Origin of the sequence: Clostridium oceanicum (assembly GCF_039521385.1) — a bacterium.
Classification (GTDB): Bacteria; Bacillota; Clostridia; order Clostridiales; family Clostridiaceae; genus Clostridium_F; species Clostridium_F oceanicum.
Genome location: NZ_BAAACG010000008.1, coordinates 178,836 through 200,127, shown reverse-complemented (window position 1 = coordinate 200,127; position 21,292 = coordinate 178,836). Strand labels below are relative to the sequence as shown.

Below are 21,292 nucleotides of genomic sequence, written 5' to 3'. Positions count from 1 at the left end.
ATAGATATAACATAATATATTTATGAAATAAAATATTTGAATTTGAAATTATTTTTGTGGAGGGTTTGTATGTTTTTTTCAAAGATTAAAAAGAATAAGTTTATAAAGCTAAACTTAAAAAGTATTAGAGGAAAGTTTATAATAGCTATAATAATTACAACGGTGGTATCATCTGCTTCTTTGGTAAAGTTAACTTCTTTTGAGCATTCTAAAATAATAAAAAATGAGTCTCAAGATAAACTTGAATATTTAGCAAAATCAGAATGTAGTAATATAGAAAATAAACTTAACAAAGCAGAAAATGTAACTAATGTATTAGAAGATTTTATAGTTTCAAAGATTGATACAAAAGAAAAAATAGATGGAAAATACTTAGAAAATTTAAAAAAAGAAATAGATCCTTTTGTAAAAAAGCTAGCTTATAAAGAGAGTCCTTCTAAATCTGCATATGTATGCTTTAATCCTGAGTTAGGAAAAGAAAATAATATATATTATTCAGATTCAAATGGGGATGGGAAAGTTACAAAACAAAAAAATTTTCCATCAGATTTTTATAAAGTAGAAAATGAGAATAACTCTTGGTGGTTTCAGGCAATAAAGAATAAGAAAGGAGTATGGATAAAGCCACATAATTTAAAAACAGATAGCGGTAAAAATTACAAAGCTACGTCTTATAATAAAGCCATATATATTAATCATAATTTAGTAGGGGTAGTAGGTACAGAATATAAGCTTGATCATATAAAAAATGAGATAAAAGGAATAAGAATTTATGATACAGGATATGCATCACTTTTAGATGAAAATTTGAATTTTATAGTCCATAAAAATTATAAGAATAACGAAAATATTAAGGATATTGATGAAGGTAAATTAGGATTTATAAAAGATAAACTAGATAAGACTAGTAATATTACTGTTAAATACGTAAATCCTGTGAATAATGAAGATTCAGTTGCTGTTTATAAAAAAATATCAAATGGTTGGTATTTTTCAGTTACAGTTCCTGTTAAGGAAGTTTTAAAACAAATGAATAGTACAGTTAGATTTATAACTTTAATAGTATGTATATTTGTCCTTTTAGCTATAGTTGTAGCTTATTTCATTGGCAATTGTATAACTAAACCTTTAAAGAGTTCTTTTTTATATATTAAGCATATTTCTAAAGGAGATTTTACTATTAAAGTTTCTGAAAAACTATTTAATAGGAAAGATGAAGTTGGAGAATTATTAAAGTATATTGTAACTATGAGAGATAATATTAAAGAATTAGTTTTAGATATAAAAAAAGCATCCAATGAGGTAAGTGCACTATCTTCTTCTTTAGCAGCTACATCTGAAGAAACTAGCGCATCATCCTTTGAAGTAGCATCTACAGTGGAAGAAATTGCAAAAGGAGCAGGAAGGCAAGCGGAAGATGCTTCAAATTGTGCTAGAACTTCTTGTGAACTTAGAAATTCTTTGAAAGAATTAGTCAATTCTACAAAGCATGTATTAGAAACAACTAGTATAGCTGAAAATGAAAACTTTAAAGGGAAAAAATCTATAGAAGAATTGAAAGAAAAAAATGCTTTTACTAACAAATCTATAATTAAGATAAGGGAAGCTATAGAAAATCTTAATAAAAAATCTAGTAATATAGGAAATATAGTTTTAACAATTGATGGCATATCTGAACAAACAAGTTTACTTGCACTAAATGCATCTATTGAGGCTGCAAGAGCAGGAGAAGCGGGAAGAGGATTTGCTATAGTGGCAGAGGAAATAAGAAAATTAGCTGATGAAACTAATAGATCAACTACAGAAATAGATACAATTATAGAAGGAATAAAAGAAGAAAATATAAATACAAATAATATTATGAAAGAAGTAAATGGAATGTTTAAAGAGCAAAATATTTCTATAGAAGAAGTGAATAAATCTTTTGAAAATATATCAGAAGCTATAGATGATATTTCTTTGAAAGTAGATGGTGCAAAAATAGTAGTTAATGATGTAAACAAAGAAACGGAAAAGATAATAGAATCTGTAAATGATATATCTTCTATAAGTCAAGAAACAGCAGCATCAACAGAAGAAGCTAGTGCATCAACAGAAGAGCAAACATCGGCCATTGAAGAAGTAGCAAACTTTGCAGAAAAACTTAGTGGACTTTCAGAGGATATGGAAAAGGAAGTATCTAAATTTAAATTATAAATTTACTGTCATAAAGCATTTATTTAGAATACTATAGAATGAGCAATAATTTATAGAAGGGATATTTAATGTATAGACAACCAAACATAGTTTATACTGTTACAAGAGGAGATTCTTTATTTTCAATAGCAAAAAAATATGGAATTTCAGTTGAAGAATTAAAAGAATATAATGGACTTGAAACAAATGAAGTATTTCCAGGTCAAAGATTAGCTATACCTATTTCAACTTATAAGGTAAGGCCTGGAGATAGCTTATATTCTATAGCTAAAAAGTTTCAAACTACAGAAAAAAGTATAATGAAATTAAACAATTTAGAGTCAACAAATTTATTTGTAGGAGAAGTTCTTCAAATACCAGCTTATACAGAAGGAGTGACTTTAGTAGATTCAGTTAATATAAGAGCTTTACCAAGTACCCAGTCAGAGATATTATATAATATGGCAAAAGGTGCAAAACTACCTATATTAGATGTGTATGATAATTGGTATAAAGTTAAATTATTTAATGATGATGAAGGCTGGGTATCTTCTGAATTAGTTCAGTTTAATGTTTATGGAGATATGAAACCAGTATCTTCAATAGTTGGATTTTATACTTTAGAAGAGGGACCAACACTTCCTAGTTCTTTTAACTCTTTTATAAATAATAAAGAAAGTTTATCAGAAGTTGGTTTATTTATGTTTAGGATAAATGCAGATGACCCTACTTCTATAGAAAAATATGGTGGAGAATTTACAGATGAAGATGTAAAACAATTAATTGAAATAGGTCATAGAAATAATATAAAAATGCTTGCAGTTGTTCATAATCTTCTTTATAAAGATGGGGGAACAACTAAAGCGAAAGAAGCAGTTAAAGAGCTTTTATCTACTAAGGAGAATAGAAAAAAATTTATAGATAATTTAATAGAGTTAATTGAAAAATATGGTTTTGATGGTGTGAATATAGATATAGAAGATGTTTATATAGAAGATAGTGATAGGCTTTCATATCTATATGTAGAATTAGCTAAAGAATTAAAAAAGAAAGGATATTATTTATCAGCATCTATTCCTTCAAGAATAAGTGATGAACCTTTTAATCCATTTTCTGATCCTTTTGATTATAAAATTATAGGTGCAGTAGTAGATGAGTTTATAGTTATGCTCTATAATGAGTTTGGATGGCCAGGAAGTCCTCCAGGACCTGCTGTTACCACAGGATGGATGAGAAAGGTTTTAGATTATACAATAAGCCGAATTCCAAGATATAAAGTAGTAGGAGCAGTTTCAGTTTTTGGATTTGATTTTAATTTAGATACAGGAAAAACTACCTATGTAACTTATGATTCAGCTATAAAACTAGCAGAAAAGTACAATGCTAATATTAAATTTAGTGAAGAAAGGCAAACACCCTATTTTGATTACGTAGATGATAAAGGACAAAAGCATCAAGTTTGGTTTGAAGATGAAAGAAGCTTATATTCTAAAATTAATTTAGCTTATAAAAAAGGAATTAAAGGAGTAGCTCTTTGGAGACTTGGAATGGAAGATAAAGATATATGGCCTATGATAAAAGAAGATGTTGTAGTTAAAAGATTTTAAAAGCTAAACAACAAATAAATTCCTATATGATTATTTAATATCATATAGGAATTACTTTTTAGTTCAAATTATATAAAATTAATATTTGTATATTTTATAATAATTTTTTTAAAATAGCTTATTTAGCTATTTTTAAAAGATTTTCCGCAAAGTTTTTTGCATCTTCAAGATCTTTTTCATTAGGTCTATTTTTTGCTATTCCTCCTATTATTTTGAAAGGACCGTAAGTATTATGTCCTTTACAAGAAAAATTACCAACATTTTCTAATCCATGTTCTTTTAATTTTTCTACAATAGAATTGTTAAACTTTTTTTTCCCTATTCCACTTGTAGAAAAAATAAATACTTTTTTATTTAATAATATAGGCATTTTATCAATCAATTTATTTATGTTTTTATGAAATTTTCCATAATATATTCCAGAGCCAAATCCGATTAAATCATATTCTCTAAGAGTACCTATATTAACATTTTCAGCCTTAATTATTTTGGCTTTTAGTACTTTTCCAATTATGTCTACCACTTTTTTGGTGTTACCGTGATGTATAGATTCGTATATTATTAAAGTTTTCAACACTACTCCTCCTAAAATTAATTCCGTGTCTATTAGTTTATATAATTATTATATTCCAAATTATAGTAAATTGGTAATGGTAGATAAAATATTATCTTTTTGTTCATTTAATATATTTCCTTGTATTTGTGTAAAGGCCTGGTATATTAATATAAAAATCCCCCTAATATGAATAAAATATAGCAAAAATATTATACTATATTAACAGAAAATAGCAAGAGTAAATATATGAATGTTGACTTTATGTTTTATAGATAGTATATTATAAATATAATGATAGATTTCAAAATGAAGAGAGGCATGTTTGTGAGTGTATAGTATCTTAAATAGGTAACTTAATATTAATTCCAAAATAGGTATATTTTATACCTTTGTTTGTTGTGGAATTAATTAATACTATTGAAGATACACCAAAGCGAATTTGCTTTAAAGATAGCTAAGCTATCTTTATTAATTGTTAAATTAAAGCTGTGGTAGTTATCCACAGCTTTTTTTATTTTAGAAATTGAAATCTGTCAATAAATTTATGGCTTTATAGTAAATTTGCTTATTCAATTAAAAGTTTAAAGAGAGGAATAATAAAATGGATAAAAATACATTGAAAAAATTAGATTATTATAGATTAAAAGATATTGTAAAAACACATTGTGTAAGTGGATTAGGTGAAAAGCTTATAGATAATCTTCAGCCAACTAGCAATATAAAACAAGTAAAAAGAATGTTAAATGAAACTTCAGAAGGTAGGAATCTTTTAGATATTGGGTATCACATACCTTTAGAAGGAATATTTGACGTTACAAATCTTATAGAAAAGATAGATAAAGGTGCATCACTAGAAGCATCAGATTTAACTATGATGTCAAACTTTTTAAGAGGCTGTAGAAAAATTAAAACTTTTATAAAAGATAAAGAAGGATATGCTCCTACATTAAGTGCCTATGGAGAAAATATATCAGATCTAAGTTATATAGAAGAAGAAATAAATATATCAATAAAGGGAAATAGAGTAGATTCTAATGCAACTAAACAATTAAAGAAGATAAGAAGGAATATTGATAATTGTGAAGAAAAAATAAGAGAAAGATTAGAAAAATTCCTAAAGTCTGATAAAAATAGAAAGTGTATTCAGGAGTTTTTTATAAGTAAAAGAAATGATAAATATACTATACCAATAAAAGCTGCTTATAAAAATAAAATAGAAGGTAATATAATAGAAACTTCATCTAAAGGTACTACAGTTTTTATAGAGCCTAAATCTATAGATAAATATGTAACAGAATTAAATGTATTAAAGGCAGAAGAAAGTGTAGAGGAATACAAAGTTTTAGCAACTTTAACAGAAATGCTTTTTGAAAGAGAAAAAGATTTAAAGATTAATATAGATGTTATATCAGAGTATGATATGATTTTAGCTAAAGCAAAGTATAGTAAAGAAATAAATGGTGTATCTCCTAAACTTAACGATTATGGATATTTAAATATAGTAGAAGGTAAGTATCCCTTAATATCTAATCCAGTTTCTTTAAATGTAAATTTAGGAGAAGATTTTAGAAGTTTGATTATAACAGGGCCAAATGCAGGAGGTAAAACTGTAGTATTAAAAACAATAGGTCTTTTAACTTTAGCTATTCAGTCAGGATTTCATATAACTTGTAGAAAAGATACAGAGATGGCGGTTTTTGATAATATATATGTTGATATTGGTGATAACCAAAGTATTGAAAATTCATTAAGTACTTTTTCTTCCCATGTTAAAAATTTAGCTTATATTTTAAAAAATAGCAGTAAATCTACATTATTGTTGTTTGATGAAATAGGCAGTGGAACAGAACCAAATGAAGGTGCAGCACTTGCTATAGCTTTATTAGAAAAATTTTATCATAAAGGATGCATAACAGTTGCATCTACCCATTATGGAGAGATTAAAAACTTTTCTTATAATCACCCTGATTTTGAAAATGCAGCTATGGAGTTTAAAAAAGATACTTTAGAGCCTACCTATAGACTTAAAGTTGGTAAATCAGGAGATAGCAATGCTCTTTATATATCAAAGAAGATGGGAATAGAAAATGATGTTTTAGAAAAAGCAAAAGAATATATAAAAAATAAAAATTATGATTATACTTTAGTACATCAGAGTAAGATAAAAAAGAAAAAAGCTCAAGAAAAAGAAGAAGATTTTTATAATTATAAAATGGGAGATAAGGTTTTACTTTTAGAAGAGAATGAATCTGCTATAGTTTATAAGGAAAAAGATGAACTAAACAATATTGTGGTTTTTTATAATAAGGAGTTTATAAAGGTAAATTATAAAAGAGTTAAATTAGAATTACCCTCTGAAAAACTCTATCCAAAGGGGTATGATTTAAATCAATTGTTTACAAGTTTTAAAGAAAGAAAGCTTGTAAAAGATATTAAAAGAGGATCTAAAAAAGCTTTAAAGAAAATAAGAAAAGAAATAGAAAAATAGTTATAGATGAGGGGATTTTAAAATGAAAAAAAATTGGAGTAAAGATTATATAAAATTTAGTTATTTAAAGGAAAAAGATTTAAAGTTAGTGGCTAAAATGTTAAAGAAAGAGTCTGTTTGTAGATATTTATTCTTTGGACCTAACAGGGAAGAAGAAACCATTAGTTATTTTAAACCAATAGCAGAGGAAATAGAAAAATCAATAAAAGAAAATAAACTTCCAAAGAATGCTTGTTTTACTATAATAGAAGAGAAAACAGGAGAATTTATAGGTCAATGCGCTGTAATGCCTATTGATTTTTGTCCACATAACTATTTAATAGGTTATCAATTAGATGATCTTCATTGGAATAAAGGATATGGTACTTTAGCTTGTGAATTTCTAATAAATTATGCCTTCAATTATTTAGATGCTAAAAGATTAACAGGAGATTGTGTAGAAGATAATATAGGGTCTAAAAAAGTAATGATTAAAAATGGATTTAAAAAAGAAGGGATTCAAAAGAACTATTATTTAAATAACAAAAATAAGAATTATGAGAATAGGCTATTATTAGGATTATTAAAAGAAAATATATCTAATGAAAAATTAGAAGAAATAAAAAGTGTTTTTAAATAATAAATTAGATAATAGATTTAAAATATAATTTATTAGGAGGCAGAAATATGAAGTGTGAGAATTTAGACAAGTGTCCATTTTATAATGATAAGATGAATATAAATTCTGGATTAGGACTTATGTATAAAAGAAAATATTGTGAAGGAGATAAAACAAAATGTGCTAGGTATATTGTATCTTCTAAATTAGGTAAAGAGTTTGTTCCTAGTAATTTATATCCTAATATGAATAAAAAAGCAGAAGAAATATTAAAAGATAATAAATCAAAATAGAAGTTTGTATAATGGAGGCTTTCAATTTATATATTTAAATTGAAAGTCTTTATTGTATATTTTAAAAATTAAAATCTTTTGTATACTAAAGTTTCTTTAGTATTATAATAATTATTAAAAATAAATGTAAATTTATAGAATTAAATGATGAATTTGTATGTATAATGTTATATAATAATATAAGAAAGATTAATATTAATTATTAACTAATATTTGAAAGTAGGAACACAAATGATAATAAATAATATCTATTTACTATTAATAAATTGTTATTTAATTTTATCTATATATACATTTATGGCTATATTAGTAGCTTCAAGAATTAATAGACCATCAAGTTCTTTTAAAGTTATGAAAGATATAAATGAAGAAGTAGAAAATATGAAAAAAGAAGGTAATAATAAATCAGCAGAATTTATGAAAAATATTGCTAAGTCTGTGTTAGATGGTAAGAAATATATAGTGTATATGTTACTATTGACTATAAGCTTATTTCCAATAATTAATTTAATATTAGCATTTTTTGTAAGTAAGGATATATTAAATTATTATAAAACAAATAAATATATTTAATTGGTATTAAATATAAGTTTTTTTATAAATATTAAAATAAAATCTACGAATTATAATATATAGTTTTTATATGACAGGAGGCATTATAATATGTTAAAGTGGAAAGAAGAATATTCTGTAGGTATAGACAGTATTGATTTACAGCATAAAAAGCTTTTTAAAATAGGAAATGATGCTTATAAATTATTAAAAAATGATTTTTGCATAGATAAGTATGATGAAATAGTTGATATAATAGAAGAATTACGTAGATATACTAAATACCATTTTAATTTAGAAGAAGAATATATGCTAAAGAATAAATGTAAGCGTTATTTTAATCAAAAGAAAGAACATGATGCATTTATTGAAAAAATTTATTCTGCAGATTTAAAAAAAATAGATACTAATCAAGATGAATATATAAATAATTTATTAAAGTTTGTTTTTGAATGGATAATAAATCATATGTTAAAGGAAGATAAAAGGATACAAAATGAATGTAATGTAGATTAAAATTTAGTGAATTTGTATTTTAAATAATACTTTATATATATTTCAATTATTATTTATTTTATATTTTTTAAATTATAAAAATACAGTTTGAAACTAATGTTTAAAATAATATATAAGTATAAAAAAACAGCTGTTAGGGCTGTTTTTTATTTTTGAAAATAAATTTTAGTATAAGTTAATGATAAGTTACAGAATATTATAAAAATACACAATATTTATAAAAAATAAATTTTAAGGATATTTTTTATATAAACTATTAAGAGTATTATAATCTAATACGAAAATGATAAGTAAGTCATAAAATAGATGTTTATAAAAGAAAATGTCTATAGATAAAGAAAAATAGAATTTTGTAATTTGTAATGTTTCGTAAATATGGGGGGATTATTTTGAAAAAACTAGCACTGAACATAAAAACCATAGGAGCAAAAATGATGCTGTATTTTACTATATTAATGGTTGTAGTATCTATAGGCTTTGGGGTGACATCCTATGTTATAAGCAAAAATTCTTTGGAAAAGACTGTAGACATGATGTTGCCAGAATTTTCTAAACAAGCAGCCAATACTGTAGAAGAAAAAATAAATAGTGAATTTAGGGTTTTAAAATCAATAGCTAATAATCCAATAATAGAGGATGAGAAGTTAAGTTTGCAAAAAAAATTAGATTTTCTTAAAGAAAAAGTTAAAGAAAATGATTATTTAAGGATGGAAATAGTAGATACTAAGGGTAAATCTTTTTATACAAATGGTGTAACTGCAAATGTAATGAATGAAGAAAATATAATAAAAGCTCTTAAAGGAGAAGAATGTGTAACGGATCCTTTGAAAAGTAAGGTTACTTCTGATCTTGCTATAATATACAGTGTTCCAATAAAATCTAATGATAAAATAATAGGGGTTTTATCTTCTGCTACAAAAGCAGAAAAATTTAGTGAGGTAGTTAGTGATATAAAAGTTGGAAGAACAAAAAGTTCTTTTATAATAAATAAAGATGGTGTATCTGTTGCAGATAACGATTTAAGTTTAGTTAAAAATCAAGTTAATCTTGTAGATAAAATGAAGACAGATGCTAACTTTAAAAGTGTTTCAAAAGCAATAAAAGATATGACTGAAAATAAAAATGGAAAGACTAGTTATAAATATAAAGGAATAGAAAAAGTTATAGGATATTCTGAAATTAAAAATACAGGATGGATAGTTGGAGCAGTAATTGAAAAGAAACAAGTTTTATCTCATTTAAATGAGCTTAACAGAGGAATAGTGATTATTTCTATAGTATGCATTGTTATAGCATCTATACTTATAAAATTTATATCATCAAAACTTTCTAGTAATATTCAATCAGGAGTGAATTATATTGAAACAGCATCTAAAGGTGATTTGAGTTTTAGAATTGATAAAAGAGATTTAGAACGAGAAGATGAAATTGGTAAGATGGTAAATGCAATAGATATTATGAAAAAATCAGTAGGAAATATGATAAATGAAATAAAAAATACATCAGAAGATATAGAAAATGAATCGGATAGTTTATATAATGCTTCAAGTGAAATGGCATCTTCTTCAGAAAGTGTTTCCTTAAGCATACAAGAGATGGCAAAGGGCAACCAAAATGAATCAGAAGAGCTTTCCTTTATAAATGAAATTTTAAATAAATTTGGGGGAAATATAGAAAAAGTATCTAAATCTATTGAAGAGATAGAAAAAAATACTTTTAATATAAAGAATACATCAGATGATAGTAGCAAAAACATGAATATACTTATTCAATCTGTAGAAAGTGTGAAAGATGAATTTAATAATTTAGTTAAAGCTACTAAAAGCGTTGAGGATAACATAGGTCAAATAAATGGAATAACAAATTTAATAAATTCTATTGCAGATCAAACAAATCTTCTTGCTTTAAATGCAGCAATTGAAGCTGCAAGGGCAGGAGAGGCAGGAAGAGGTTTTTCAGTAGTTGCAGATGAGATAAGAAAGCTTGCAGAAGAAAGCAAAACTTCTTCTGAAAATATATCTTTAATAGTTAATAATACTATAAATGATGCAAAAAATATGGGGGGAAATACACTTAAAGTTAAAGAAGATTTAGAAAAACAACAATGTAATATAGATATAGCAATGAAATCTTTTAATAAAATAACTAAAGCAGTGGATGAAATAATACCTAAAATAAAAAATACAACTAAAGCTACTCTAGAGATAAATAAAGATAAAGATAATATAATATCTAAAGTAGAGAATATATCTGCTATATCACAGCAAGTTTCAGCTTCAAGTGAGGAAATTTCAGCTTCAAGTGAAGAAATGACTGCTATATCAAATCAAGTTGAGGAAACTGCTAAGAAATTAAATGATATGACTAAAGGGATGAAAAAAGAAGTTAATAATTTTCATATAGAATAATAAATAGATAAAGACTATGTAATAGGGAACGATATATAATATATACTATAAAGTATATTAAACGATAAAAGGTTGTAAAAATTACAACCTTTTTTGTATCTCTATAATGTTTGCTAATAGGTAACCATTAAAGTATTGTATTAGTTTATGGTTAGTATATATAATGTAATATTTAAATTGTAATTTCAATATTAAAAATTTTAAATATAATAATGTATCTTACAGTATTAGACAAGTATAATCAATAAAATACAAAAAACTACAATTTAATTTATATATATGGTAATATATATAAATACAAATTAAAATATAATATTAATATTTTGTAAGAGAAAAGATTATTTTAAGGAGATAATTTAATGAATGCTAGTGTATTTTTTGTGATATGTGTTTTGAGTTTATGTACATATATTTTTATACAGATTAATATACCTAAAGTTCATTTTGAAGAACTTAGATTTGACAAGATAGAAAATGATATAAAAATATTACATATATCAGATTATCATAATAAAAAGTTAATATTTAAAAATATTTTTTATAAATTAGAAAAGTTTAAACCAGATTTAATAGTGATAACTGGAGATTTGATAGATAGAAAATCCAATGATTTGACCTATTCTTTTGAATTTATAAAAAATATAAGAAAAATAACTTCAAATATATTTTTTGTATCTGGTAATCATGAGTATGAAAATAGTAAACATGAGTTGTTGATAAGTTTTTTAGAAAAAAATGGAGTATCCATTTTGAATAATAAAAATTTAGAAATATTAACAGGAAATTCTAATATAAATATAATAGGGGTAGATCATTTAAATCCACAATATAAAAAAGAAAGTATCTTAGATAAAAAACAATTTAACATAATGATTATTCATAGTCCTGATAAGGCACTGAATTTTGATTTATCAAATATAGATTTGGTACTAAGTGGTCATACTCATGGTGGGCAAGTAAGATTACCTTTTCTAGGAGCAATAATAACACCAGATAAAGGAATTAATATTAATTCAAAATATGATAAAGGTGTCTTTAGAATTGGAAATAATACTATACTATATATAGATAGTGGGTTAGGATATAGTAGGTTTCCTTTAAGATTTTTAAATAGAAGCCAAATATCCCAATTAGTTATAAAAAATAGTTCTAGTAAATAAAAAATCTGAAATAATATTCAGAAAAGTTAAAAAGATATCTATAAAAATATAGAAAAATATGGTAAAATGTATTCATATATTCTGAAAACTAGTATTTGATAAAAAGTGTTATTATATAATATTAATATAAGTGATGTTCTAAAGTTTATATTATATGAATAGTATATGAAGAAATCATGTGACTTTTTAGAAGAATATGGTATAATATCATCAAGGTGTTTACATAATATATATCATATAGATTAAGAGTTTACTCAAAACTTTATTCGATTGCAAATTTGGGGGGTATACATTTATGAAAGCCAAGGACATAATAAAAGATTTAAGCTATTCTATTATGCAAAAGATGGGAATAGCTTATTGCTATTGTAAAATTATATTAAATTGTTCAGGTATGGCTGAAGATATATACATACTACACTCAAATGAAGAATTTGGAAAGGTTACTGGACTTACAGAATACGAAAACAAGAATAATTTATTAAGATTTACAAAATATAAACTATATTTGTTAGATAAATTATCTAATATGATAAAGAATGAGCAAAAGGAAATAGAATTTGAAGGATACTTTGATAAAACTAAAAAATGGGGTAAACTTAGTATATTTATAGATAATAATGAACATTTATTAATCACAGTATATGATATAACTCCATATAAAAACAAAGAATTGACACTAAAAATAGAAGAAAAAAAATACAAGGCTCTTATAAACTTATCATTAGAAGCTATATTTATAAGGGATTTAGAAGGAAGAATACTATATTGTAATAATGCAGCCTGTGATTTGTTTCAATATGAAATGAATGAAATAACAAAATTAAATATAAAGGATTTAATACCTAAAGATATTGAATTAGAAGAGAATTTTTTTTCTTTAGATAGCAGTACAGAAAAAATTCACAGGAAAAAGGATGGAACAAAATTTTATAGTGAAGAGATAACTAAAATACTAGAAGTTGAAGGAAAAGCTTGTATAGCAACTTATATAAGAGACATTACAGAAAGAAAAAAAACTAGCGATCACACAAAACATTTAGCTTATTTTGATTCCCTTACTGACTTGCCTAATAGAAATTCTTTTAATGTAGAGTTGAAAAGAGAATTAGAAAATATTAAAGAGAGTAATAATAATTTAGCAGTTATGTTTTTAGATTTAGATAATTTTAAATTTATAAATGATACTTTTGGACATAGCATAGGGGATAAATTGTTATGTAAAGCTGCTAATAGAATGAAGGGAGTACTTAGAAAAGAGGATTTAGTTGCTAGAATAGGCGGAGATGAATTTACTATATTATTGAAAAATGTAGGAAGTACAAAAGAAGCTAAAAATATAGTTTCAAGGATAATACAAGTATTTAATCAACCAGTTTATGTTGAAAATAATATTATGAATATAAAAGTTAGCATAGGCATAAGTTTTGCTCCTATGCACGGTAGTGATGCAGAAACTTTAATTCAAAAAGCAGATAAGGCTATGTATATAGCTAAAAGAAGTCATACAAGTGAATATTATGTTTATGATAAAGTATTATAAGGCACATTCAAATAAATAATTAGTATGTTAGTTTATTTTTATATGCCTAAATAAAAAAAGCTGTATATGTAATATATCTATTGGATAAGTTACATATACAGCTTTTTTTATAACAAAATATAAATTTTTACTAATTATATAACTTATACCTTTAACAGTTTAAAAAAAGCTGAAAATAGAGTATACTAAAAATAGGATATTTCATAAAAGTGAAATAAAAATCATTAATTTGAAATAAAACTTAATATATATACTATAGGGAGGAAACTACAATGAAGGAATACAGTGTGTTTGATGTAATAGGGCCTGTTATGATAGGACCTTCTAGTTCACATACTGCAGGGGCAGCAAGACTTGCTAAAGTAGCAGCATCAATTGCAGGAGGGAATATAAAAGAAGTTAAGTTTCTGCTTCATGGTTCTTTTGCTAAAACTTACAAAGGTCATGGAACAGATAAAGCTTTGATTGCAGGAATTTTAAATATGGATCCTTGGGATGAAAATCTTAAAAATTCATTTGAAATTGCTGATAAAATGGGAATTAAGTATCAGTTTATAGAAACAGATTTAGGAGATATACATCCAAACACTGTAAAATTTATTATAACTAAAAAGGATGGAAAAGTAACTGAAATTATAGGTTCATCTATAGGTGGTGGAAATATAGTAATAACAGAATTAGATGGACAGTCTATAGAATTTACTGGTAATAATCCAACTATAATAACTCATCATAAAGATGTACCAGGAATTATATCTAAAATAAGTACTATGATGTATTCAGAAGATATAAATATAGCAACTATGAAAGTTTTAAGAATAGTTAAAGGGTTAGAAGCTACTATGACCTTTGAAACAGATGGACAAATTTCTTCAACTATAATAGAAAAGATAAAGAAAATACCACATATTAAGAATGTTACAGTAATTAACCCAATAAATTAGGAGGAAAATAGTATGTTTGTAAACAAAGGTAGTGAGCTTTTAGAAGTTTGTAATAAAAATGGATTAAAAATATGGGAATATACATTATTAGAAGAAGCAGACAATAGTGGAATATCTAAAGAAAAAGTTTTTGAAAATATGAGACAAAGTCTTAAAGTTATGATTAAATCTTCAGAAGAAGGCAGAAAAAAAGAAGTTAATTCTGTTAGTGGTCTAATAGGAGGAGATGCTTTAAAACTTGATAAATATTCAAAGGAAAAGAAAACCTTAACAGGAGAATTTATGACTAAAGCCATGGCTAGAGCTATTTCAACATCAGAAGTTAATGCTGCTATGGGGAAAATTGTAGCATCACCAACAGCAGGATCCTCAGGAATTTTGCCAGCCACAATAATTTCAGCTGGAGAAAAATTAGATAAAAGTGAAGATGATTTAGTAAAAGCTTTATTTACAGCAGCAGGAGTTGGAATTTTAATATCAAAAAATGCAACAACAGCTGGAGCTGAGGGTGGTTGTCAAGCTGAATGTGGTTCAGCCGCTGCAATGGCATCTGCAGCAGTAGTTGAAATGATGGATGGAACTCCTAAAATGGCTTTAGATGCAGCATCTATAGTTATTAAAAACATATTAGGACTTGTATGCGATCCTGTAGCTGGCCTTGTAGAAATCCCTTGTGCAAAAAGAAATATTGCTGGAACAGTAAGTGCTTTAACTACAGTAGACATAGTTATGGCAGGAGTTGAAAGTAAAATTCCTTTTGATGATTCAGTAGAAGCTATGTATAAGGTAGGAAAGCAAATGCCACCATCACTTAGAGAAACTGCATTAGGAGGAACAGCAACAACATGTACAGGTCTTAAACTTAAAGAAAAAGTATTTGGATGTGCTGGCTGCAGAAAATAATATTTTAATAAAATATTATTTAAATGTATAGTATATTATTTCTAAGAGTTAGTAGTAATTTTAAAAGTTAATACTAATTTTTATACATAAATTTAAAATAAAAAAACCATAAATTATTTTAAACTAAATAATTTATGGTTTTCATTTAATATACTATAGTTAAAAAAATAGAGAAGTATAGTATTTTACTGTAAGTATAATAACTATTTAAATGACCATTTTTAAAATTCAAGTATTATTTTATAAAATAAAAGATATTTAATTGATTTTTAATATTCTCATAGCATTAAATACTGCTATAATTGATACTCCTACATCTCCAAATATGGCAAGCCACATTGGGGCAAGTCCAAATAGTGCTAATACCATAATTATAAGTTTAACTAAAATTGACATAAATATATTTTCGTTTGCTATTCTTTTAGTTTTTTTAGCTATTTTAATAGCGTTTATTATTTTTGAAGGAGCGTCATTCATTATAACAACATCAGCAGCTTCTATAGCGGCATCAGATCCTACACCACCCATAGCAATTCCTACATCTGCTCTAGCTAAAACAGGTGCATCGTTTATTCCATCACCTACAAAGACTAGAGATTTGTTTCCTTTATTTTTAATTAAATTTTCAACTTCTGAGACTTTTTCATTAGGTAATAATCCATATTTATAATTAGATATGCTTAATTCTTTAGAAACATTTACTGCAGTTATTTTTCTATCACCAGTTAACATTACTATATTATTTATATCTAATTTTTTAAATCCTAAAATAGCTTTTTTAGAATCTTCTTTTATTTCATCTTTAATTGATATAAAACCAATATACTTGTTATCTATAGCAGTATAGATAACTGTACCAAAAGCATCAGATTCAGCAACTGTTATTCCTTTATCCCTAAGAAATTTTAAATTACCACTTGAAACTAATTTTCCATCAACTAAAGCTTCAACACCTTTTCCTCGTATTTCTTTATAATTTTTAATTAAATCTTTATTTATAGTTCCATTAAATTCAGACACTATAGATACTGCAATAGGGTGAGTTGAAAAACTTTCTACATGGGCTACATATTTTAAAAAGTCATCTTTATTAAAATCATTTGAAGAAACTATTTTATCTACTTTAAAATTCCCTTTTGTAAGAGTTCCAGTCTTATCAAAAACTAAAGTGCCAACGTTATTTAAGGCTTCAAGATAATTTCCGCCCTTAACTAAAACTCCACTTTTAGAAGAAGCTCCAAGTCCTGCAAAATAAGACATAGGAATAGATATAACCAATGCACAAGGACAAGAAACAACTAAGAAAGTAGCTCCTCTTATAAGCCATGTATTAAATGTTTGTGAAGGTATAAAAATAGGAGGAATTATTGTTAATAAAACAGCTATTAAAACAACTATAGGAGTATAATATTTTGCAAATTTTGTTATTCTAAGTTCAGTTTTGGCTTTTTTAGAAGTGGCATTTTGAACTAAGTCTAATATCTTAGATACAGCAGATTCACCAAATGTTTTAGTGACTCTTATAGTCAATAAACCATCAATATTTATAAAACCACTTGTAATACTAGTATTTTTGGAAACTTCTTTAGGGATAGATTCTCCAGTTAGTGCTTTTGTATCTACAGAAGAGTTTCCTTCAATAACTATGCCATCTAAAGGAACTTTTTCACCAGGTTTTACTATTATTATATCTCCAACAGATACTTTATTAGGGGATACTTTTTTTATTTTATTGTTTGATTTTAAATTTGCATAATCAGGTCTAATATCCATCAAATCACTGATAGATTTCCTTGAAGATTCAACTGCTCTTCCTTGAAAATATTCACCTACTTGGTATAAAAGCATAACCATAATAGCTTCAGGATATTCAGCAACAGATATAGCAGCTAAAGTAGCTATTACCATTAAGAAATTTTCATCAAAAATTTCTCCTTTTATAATATTTTTTATAGATTTTTTCATTATGCTAAATGAAATAATAAAATATCCAATAAGAAAAGGGATAAAGCCAAAAGATTCTTTTTTAAACAAAAAGCCTAAACCCATAAAAGCTAAAGTTAAAATCATTTTTATAGGAAGAGTATTAATGTTATTTTTATTTTTTTTGTTATTATAAGAATTAGATTTATTTAAATTAGATATAGTATCTATAACTTTTACATCAGGTTCAAGATTAGTAACTATTTTGGTTATAGTTTCATATATAGTTGATTCTAGTTTTTTTTCAAATTCAACTTTAAGCTTAGAAGTAGAAAAATTAAGAGAAGAGTTTATTACTCCATCTAAGTTTTTAATATTACGTTCTATCTTGTTAGCACAATTAGTACAATTTAAACCTTTTAAAGTAAATTCTTTAGTAGAATGGTCATTATTTAAAACAATAGAAGTATCTATAACATCTACATCAGGTTCAAGATTAGTAACTATTTTATTTATAATTTCATATATAGTTGATTCTAGTTTTTTTTCAAATTCAACTTTAAGTCTAGAAGTAGAGAAATTAAGGGAAGAGTTCGTTATTCCATCTAATTTTCTAATATTGCGTTCTATTTTATTAGCGCAATTAGTACAATTTAAACCTTTTAAAATAAATTCTTTTGTATAATAGTTATTATTTATGTTAGAAAAATCTTTGCTACATTCACAGGAATTACTATGATTATGAGAATTAGCTTTGCTGCAACCACAGGAATGGTGATTATATTTATCACAGTGATTATTGCTACAATTAGAAGAACTATTATAAACATTTAAAATTTTACTTTTACTTTTTCTTATTTGTGTCACACGTAACCCTCCTTTTATATAAGTCAGTTATTCTTTTACATGTTGTAATGCTACATTAAGTATCATATTAATATGTGAATCATCTAAAGAGTAATAGACCACCTTACCATCTTTTTTATATTTAACTAATCTATGTAGTTTCAAAACCCTAAGTTGATGAGATATAGCTGATTGAGTCATATCTAATAATTTAGCCAAATCGCATACGCACATTTTTTCAATAGAAAGGGCATTTAATATTTTTACTCTAGTTGTATCCCCAAAAACTTTTAATAGCTTAGCAACTTCAGAAAGTTCCTCTTCAGAAAACATATTTTTAGAAACTTTATCAACAATATCATTGTGTATGCAATTACAATGACAAACCTCTATATTATCATTTGATTTATTTTTCAAAATATCACTCCTTTGAATAATTAAACATATGAGCAATTATTCATATGTTATTTATAGAATAACTCTATTAATAATATTTGTCAAGATAGTATTTTAAATATAAAAAACAGAAATATCTGTTTTGATATTTCTGTTTTTTATGTTTTAAACCATATAATTTATAATTATATAGTTTAAGTTACTATGGATAATACATATTTAAGTAGATAGATAACTAGTTAGCATGCTAGCTTATTTTCATATTACTAATATGAATGTGGAAACTTAAAATTTAACATACTCAAATTAAGTCTTTCTTTGGCAGACGTTTTATTTATAACATTTTCTTTATATTTATATGATTGTTTATTATAAAGTAAAAGTTCAATTGCAAATGAGTCAGCTTCCCTTTCATATTTATTTTGTAAGCATATATTAGTATATTCTAAAAATATAGTATCAGTTTCTTTATGTAAAATAGCATGTCCTAAACCATGAGCCGCAACAATTAATTTTTTATAGTAATCTAATTCACTGTTTACATAAATAACTATATTTTTTTTTAAGTTTTGGGAAATTCCACTTATGTTATTATCTAGAGGTGTTATTATTGTGATAAAACCAAGATAATCTGCTAATTCAAAAGGATTATTAGTATTATATTTGGTTATCAAACTGTTTGCTTGTTTTTTTATAGAATCTTGCATTAAACTAACCTCCCATGATTTTAATTATTGTTTTAATCATGAGTTTATCTTTTAAATTTATTCTTAAGTTCTGCAAGTTTTATAGTATGTCATTTTATTTTGTGTAATATAAAATATTTTCTTTCATATGTTTTTTAGATTTATTACATAATTCCTAATATACAAACATTTTATGTAATAATAATTTTTAGAATAGTTAGTTATAAGAATTTTAGTTTATAAATTTATTTAAGTAAAGTAAATTCTCCTGCATTTACATTATACTATATTTATGCAACGAATGGAATATTTTAGGAAATATATTTAAATTGAAATAACATAATAAATAATAAGGGAAAGTATTAAAGATATTTGTTAAATATAATTAGCTATATTACTAATAGCTATTTTTTAGATGAGTTTAAAGAATAATGGCTTTTTAAAATTTAAATAGTTATTTATATGAAAGATTATTTTTATAATTAAGAGAAACTGTCTTAAACTTTTTGGTTAAGGCAGTTTCTATGTTTTTATACTATATATTTTTACAATATTTGTTGATAATCTAATTTTAAGATTTTATCTACATGGCTTTATGTTTTTGGTTCTTAATATTGTTTTTGTATTGATTTTTTATAAAGTTTAATAAACTTTTACCTATATCAGATTCTATTATTATATTTTCAGGTGGAATATTTTTTAAATTATATTGAAATAGTAACAAATCTTTGTTTTTATCTCCAGGAAGAACACCACCGAATAAAAATCCTATTTTTTCAGTATAACTTATAATATAAGGAGTATCTTTATTTTCTATGTTTATAGTTAAGAATATAGAATTTATATTTTCTTTTTTAGATTTTATTATAATATTAGATATTTCTTCACAAATATTTTTACCAATAGTTTTTATATTAAGGATTATATTATTGTAATTATCTTTTTTAGCATCTATAGAAGACTTAGATGGAGTTGGCATAATAGAAAATTTTTTATATTTAAACTTAACTGGTATATTTAAATTTTCATATATTTGTTTTAATATTTTTTCATATTTTTGTGTAACATAAATATTTCTTTTATTTTGTTTTTTAAAATATCTAAAGGATAATAGTAAACTTTCTCTTTCTCTATTTTTAGATTTTATATTTTTAAAATTTAAACTAGGAGCTTTGTGTAAAAACAGAGCACAATCTTTAAAATTATTTTTATGAGCAGCTTTTTGTGAATAATAATGACTAGTTACAGCGTATACATAGCAAGCAATATCACCTCTAGATTTACTAGTTTTAATTGCAAAATCAGCTAGTTTATTAAGACAACCATTTCCTCTATAAGAAGAGTGTACGAAAGCTGCACATATTTCTGATGTCTTTAAGTTTTTATTAGGGGATATTCCAACATGTCCAATTACTTGAGAATTTTTGTTTTTTCCTATACAAGATATTAAATTATTTTCTTTATTTAAATTAATTAGTTTATTTTCATCATAGAATGCTTTGTTAACAAAGGTTTTTCCATAAGCGTTATATACACATTTTATTACCCCTAAAGCTTCGGTTTCATCCATTATTTTCATTTCATTTAAGTCTAGAGTATTTTTTTCTGTACTATTTTTATGCTCAGCACAGGATTTTGTTTTATTGTTATACAAGATTTACATCTCCTTTTGTTTATACATTTATCATGATAAATGTA

Annotated in this window: 17 protein-coding genes; 12 read left to right on the top strand and 5 right to left on the bottom strand. The window is 24.9% G+C overall.

Features of this window, described 5'->3' with window-relative positions; translation table 11 throughout:
- Positions 1 to 69 precede the first annotated feature (69 nt).
- The gene (locus ABDZ71_RS07125; protein WP_343760303.1) at positions 70 to 2,196 is read left to right on the top strand and encodes a methyl-accepting chemotaxis protein; all 2,127 of its coding nucleotides are present in this window, start codon (positions 70 to 72) and stop codon (positions 2,194 to 2,196) included.
- 68 nt (positions 2,197 to 2,264) lie between these two features.
- A complete protein-coding gene (locus tag ABDZ71_RS07120) occupies positions 2,265 to 3,782 on the top strand; it encodes a LysM peptidoglycan-binding domain-containing protein (protein ID WP_343760302.1) in 1,518 nt (505 codons plus the stop codon).
- Positions 3,783 to 3,900: 118 nt separating this feature from the next.
- Here ABDZ71_RS07120 and ABDZ71_RS07115 read toward each other — a convergent pair whose 3' ends face one another.
- Positions 3,901 to 4,356, bottom strand: coding sequence for a flavodoxin family protein (locus ABDZ71_RS07115; RefSeq protein ID WP_343760300.1), 456 nt, complete (start codon positions 4,354 to 4,356; stop codon positions 3,901 to 3,903).
- Positions 4,357 to 4,939: 583 nt separating this feature from the next.
- Here ABDZ71_RS07115 and ABDZ71_RS07110 point away from each other — a divergent pair.
- From ABDZ71_RS07110 to sdaAA, 10 genes are all read left to right on the top strand, one after another.
- A complete protein-coding gene (locus ABDZ71_RS07110; protein WP_343760298.1) occupies positions 4,940 to 6,826 on the top strand; it encodes an endonuclease MutS2 in 1,887 nt (628 codons plus the stop codon).
- 22 nt (positions 6,827 to 6,848) lie between these two features.
- Positions 6,849 to 7,445 (top strand): GNAT family N-acetyltransferase, encoded by a 597-nt coding sequence (locus tag ABDZ71_RS07105; RefSeq protein ID WP_343760296.1) that lies wholly within the window; start codon positions 6,849 to 6,851, stop codon positions 7,443 to 7,445.
- Positions 7,446 to 7,492: 47 nt separating this feature from the next.
- Positions 7,493 to 7,717 (top strand): hypothetical protein, encoded by a 225-nt coding sequence (locus ABDZ71_RS07100; RefSeq protein WP_343760294.1) that lies wholly within the window; start codon positions 7,493 to 7,495, stop codon positions 7,715 to 7,717.
- A gap of 231 nt (positions 7,718 to 7,948) precedes the next feature.
- The gene (locus tag ABDZ71_RS07095) at positions 7,949 to 8,290 is read left to right on the top strand and encodes a hypothetical protein (protein ID WP_343760292.1); all 342 of its coding nucleotides are present in this window, start codon (positions 7,949 to 7,951) and stop codon (positions 8,288 to 8,290) included.
- 90 nt (positions 8,291 to 8,380) lie between these two features.
- On the top strand, positions 8,381 to 8,785 hold the full coding sequence (locus ABDZ71_RS07090; RefSeq protein ID WP_343760286.1) for a bacteriohemerythrin: 405 nt from the start codon (positions 8,381 to 8,383) through the stop codon (positions 8,783 to 8,785).
- Positions 8,786 to 9,174: 389 nt separating this feature from the next.
- Complete coding sequence (locus ABDZ71_RS07085) at positions 9,175 to 11,193, top strand: methyl-accepting chemotaxis protein (protein ID WP_343760284.1); 2,019 nt, start codon at positions 9,175 to 9,177, stop codon at positions 11,191 to 11,193.
- A gap of 359 nt (positions 11,194 to 11,552) precedes the next feature.
- Positions 11,553 to 12,353, top strand: a complete 801-nt coding sequence (locus ABDZ71_RS07080; protein ID WP_343760282.1) for a metallophosphoesterase — start codon at positions 11,553 to 11,555, stop codon at positions 12,351 to 12,353.
- A 295-nt stretch (positions 12,354 to 12,648) separates the two neighbouring features.
- Positions 12,649 to 13,896 (top strand): diguanylate cyclase domain-containing protein, encoded by a 1,248-nt coding sequence (locus ABDZ71_RS07075; protein WP_343760280.1) that lies wholly within the window; start codon positions 12,649 to 12,651, stop codon positions 13,894 to 13,896.
- A gap of 272 nt (positions 13,897 to 14,168) precedes the next feature.
- Positions 14,169 to 14,840 carry an L-serine ammonia-lyase, iron-sulfur-dependent subunit beta gene (gene sdaAB, locus ABDZ71_RS07070; protein WP_343760277.1) on the top strand — a complete coding sequence of 224 codons (672 nt, stop codon included), beginning with the start codon at positions 14,169 to 14,171 and terminating at the stop codon, positions 14,838 to 14,840.
- Between the two features lie 12 nt (positions 14,841 to 14,852).
- Entirely contained in the window at positions 14,853 to 15,743 is an 891-nt protein-coding gene (sdaAA, locus tag ABDZ71_RS07065) for an L-serine ammonia-lyase, iron-sulfur-dependent, subunit alpha (RefSeq protein ID WP_343760275.1), read from the top strand.
- A gap of 258 nt (positions 15,744 to 16,001) precedes the next feature.
- Here sdaAA and ABDZ71_RS07060 read toward each other — a convergent pair whose 3' ends face one another.
- The 4 genes from ABDZ71_RS07060 to ABDZ71_RS07045 form a co-directional block, all read right to left on the bottom strand.
- A complete protein-coding gene (locus ABDZ71_RS07060) occupies positions 16,002 to 18,533 on the bottom strand; it encodes a heavy metal translocating P-type ATPase (RefSeq protein WP_343760273.1) in 2,532 nt (843 codons plus the stop codon).
- A gap of 27 nt (positions 18,534 to 18,560) precedes the next feature.
- Complete coding sequence (locus ABDZ71_RS07055; protein ID WP_343760272.1) at positions 18,561 to 18,929, bottom strand: ArsR/SmtB family transcription factor; 369 nt, start codon at positions 18,927 to 18,929, stop codon at positions 18,561 to 18,563.
- A 245-nt stretch (positions 18,930 to 19,174) separates the two neighbouring features.
- Positions 19,175 to 19,615 (bottom strand): ImmA/IrrE family metallo-endopeptidase, encoded by a 441-nt coding sequence (locus ABDZ71_RS07050; protein ID WP_343760270.1) that lies wholly within the window; start codon positions 19,613 to 19,615, stop codon positions 19,175 to 19,177.
- Between the two features lie 562 nt (positions 19,616 to 20,177).
- The gene (locus ABDZ71_RS07045; RefSeq protein WP_343760268.1) at positions 20,178 to 21,248 is read right to left on the bottom strand and encodes a GNAT family N-acetyltransferase; all 1,071 of its coding nucleotides are present in this window, start codon (positions 21,246 to 21,248) and stop codon (positions 20,178 to 20,180) included.
- Positions 21,249 to 21,292: the final 44 nt, after the last annotated feature.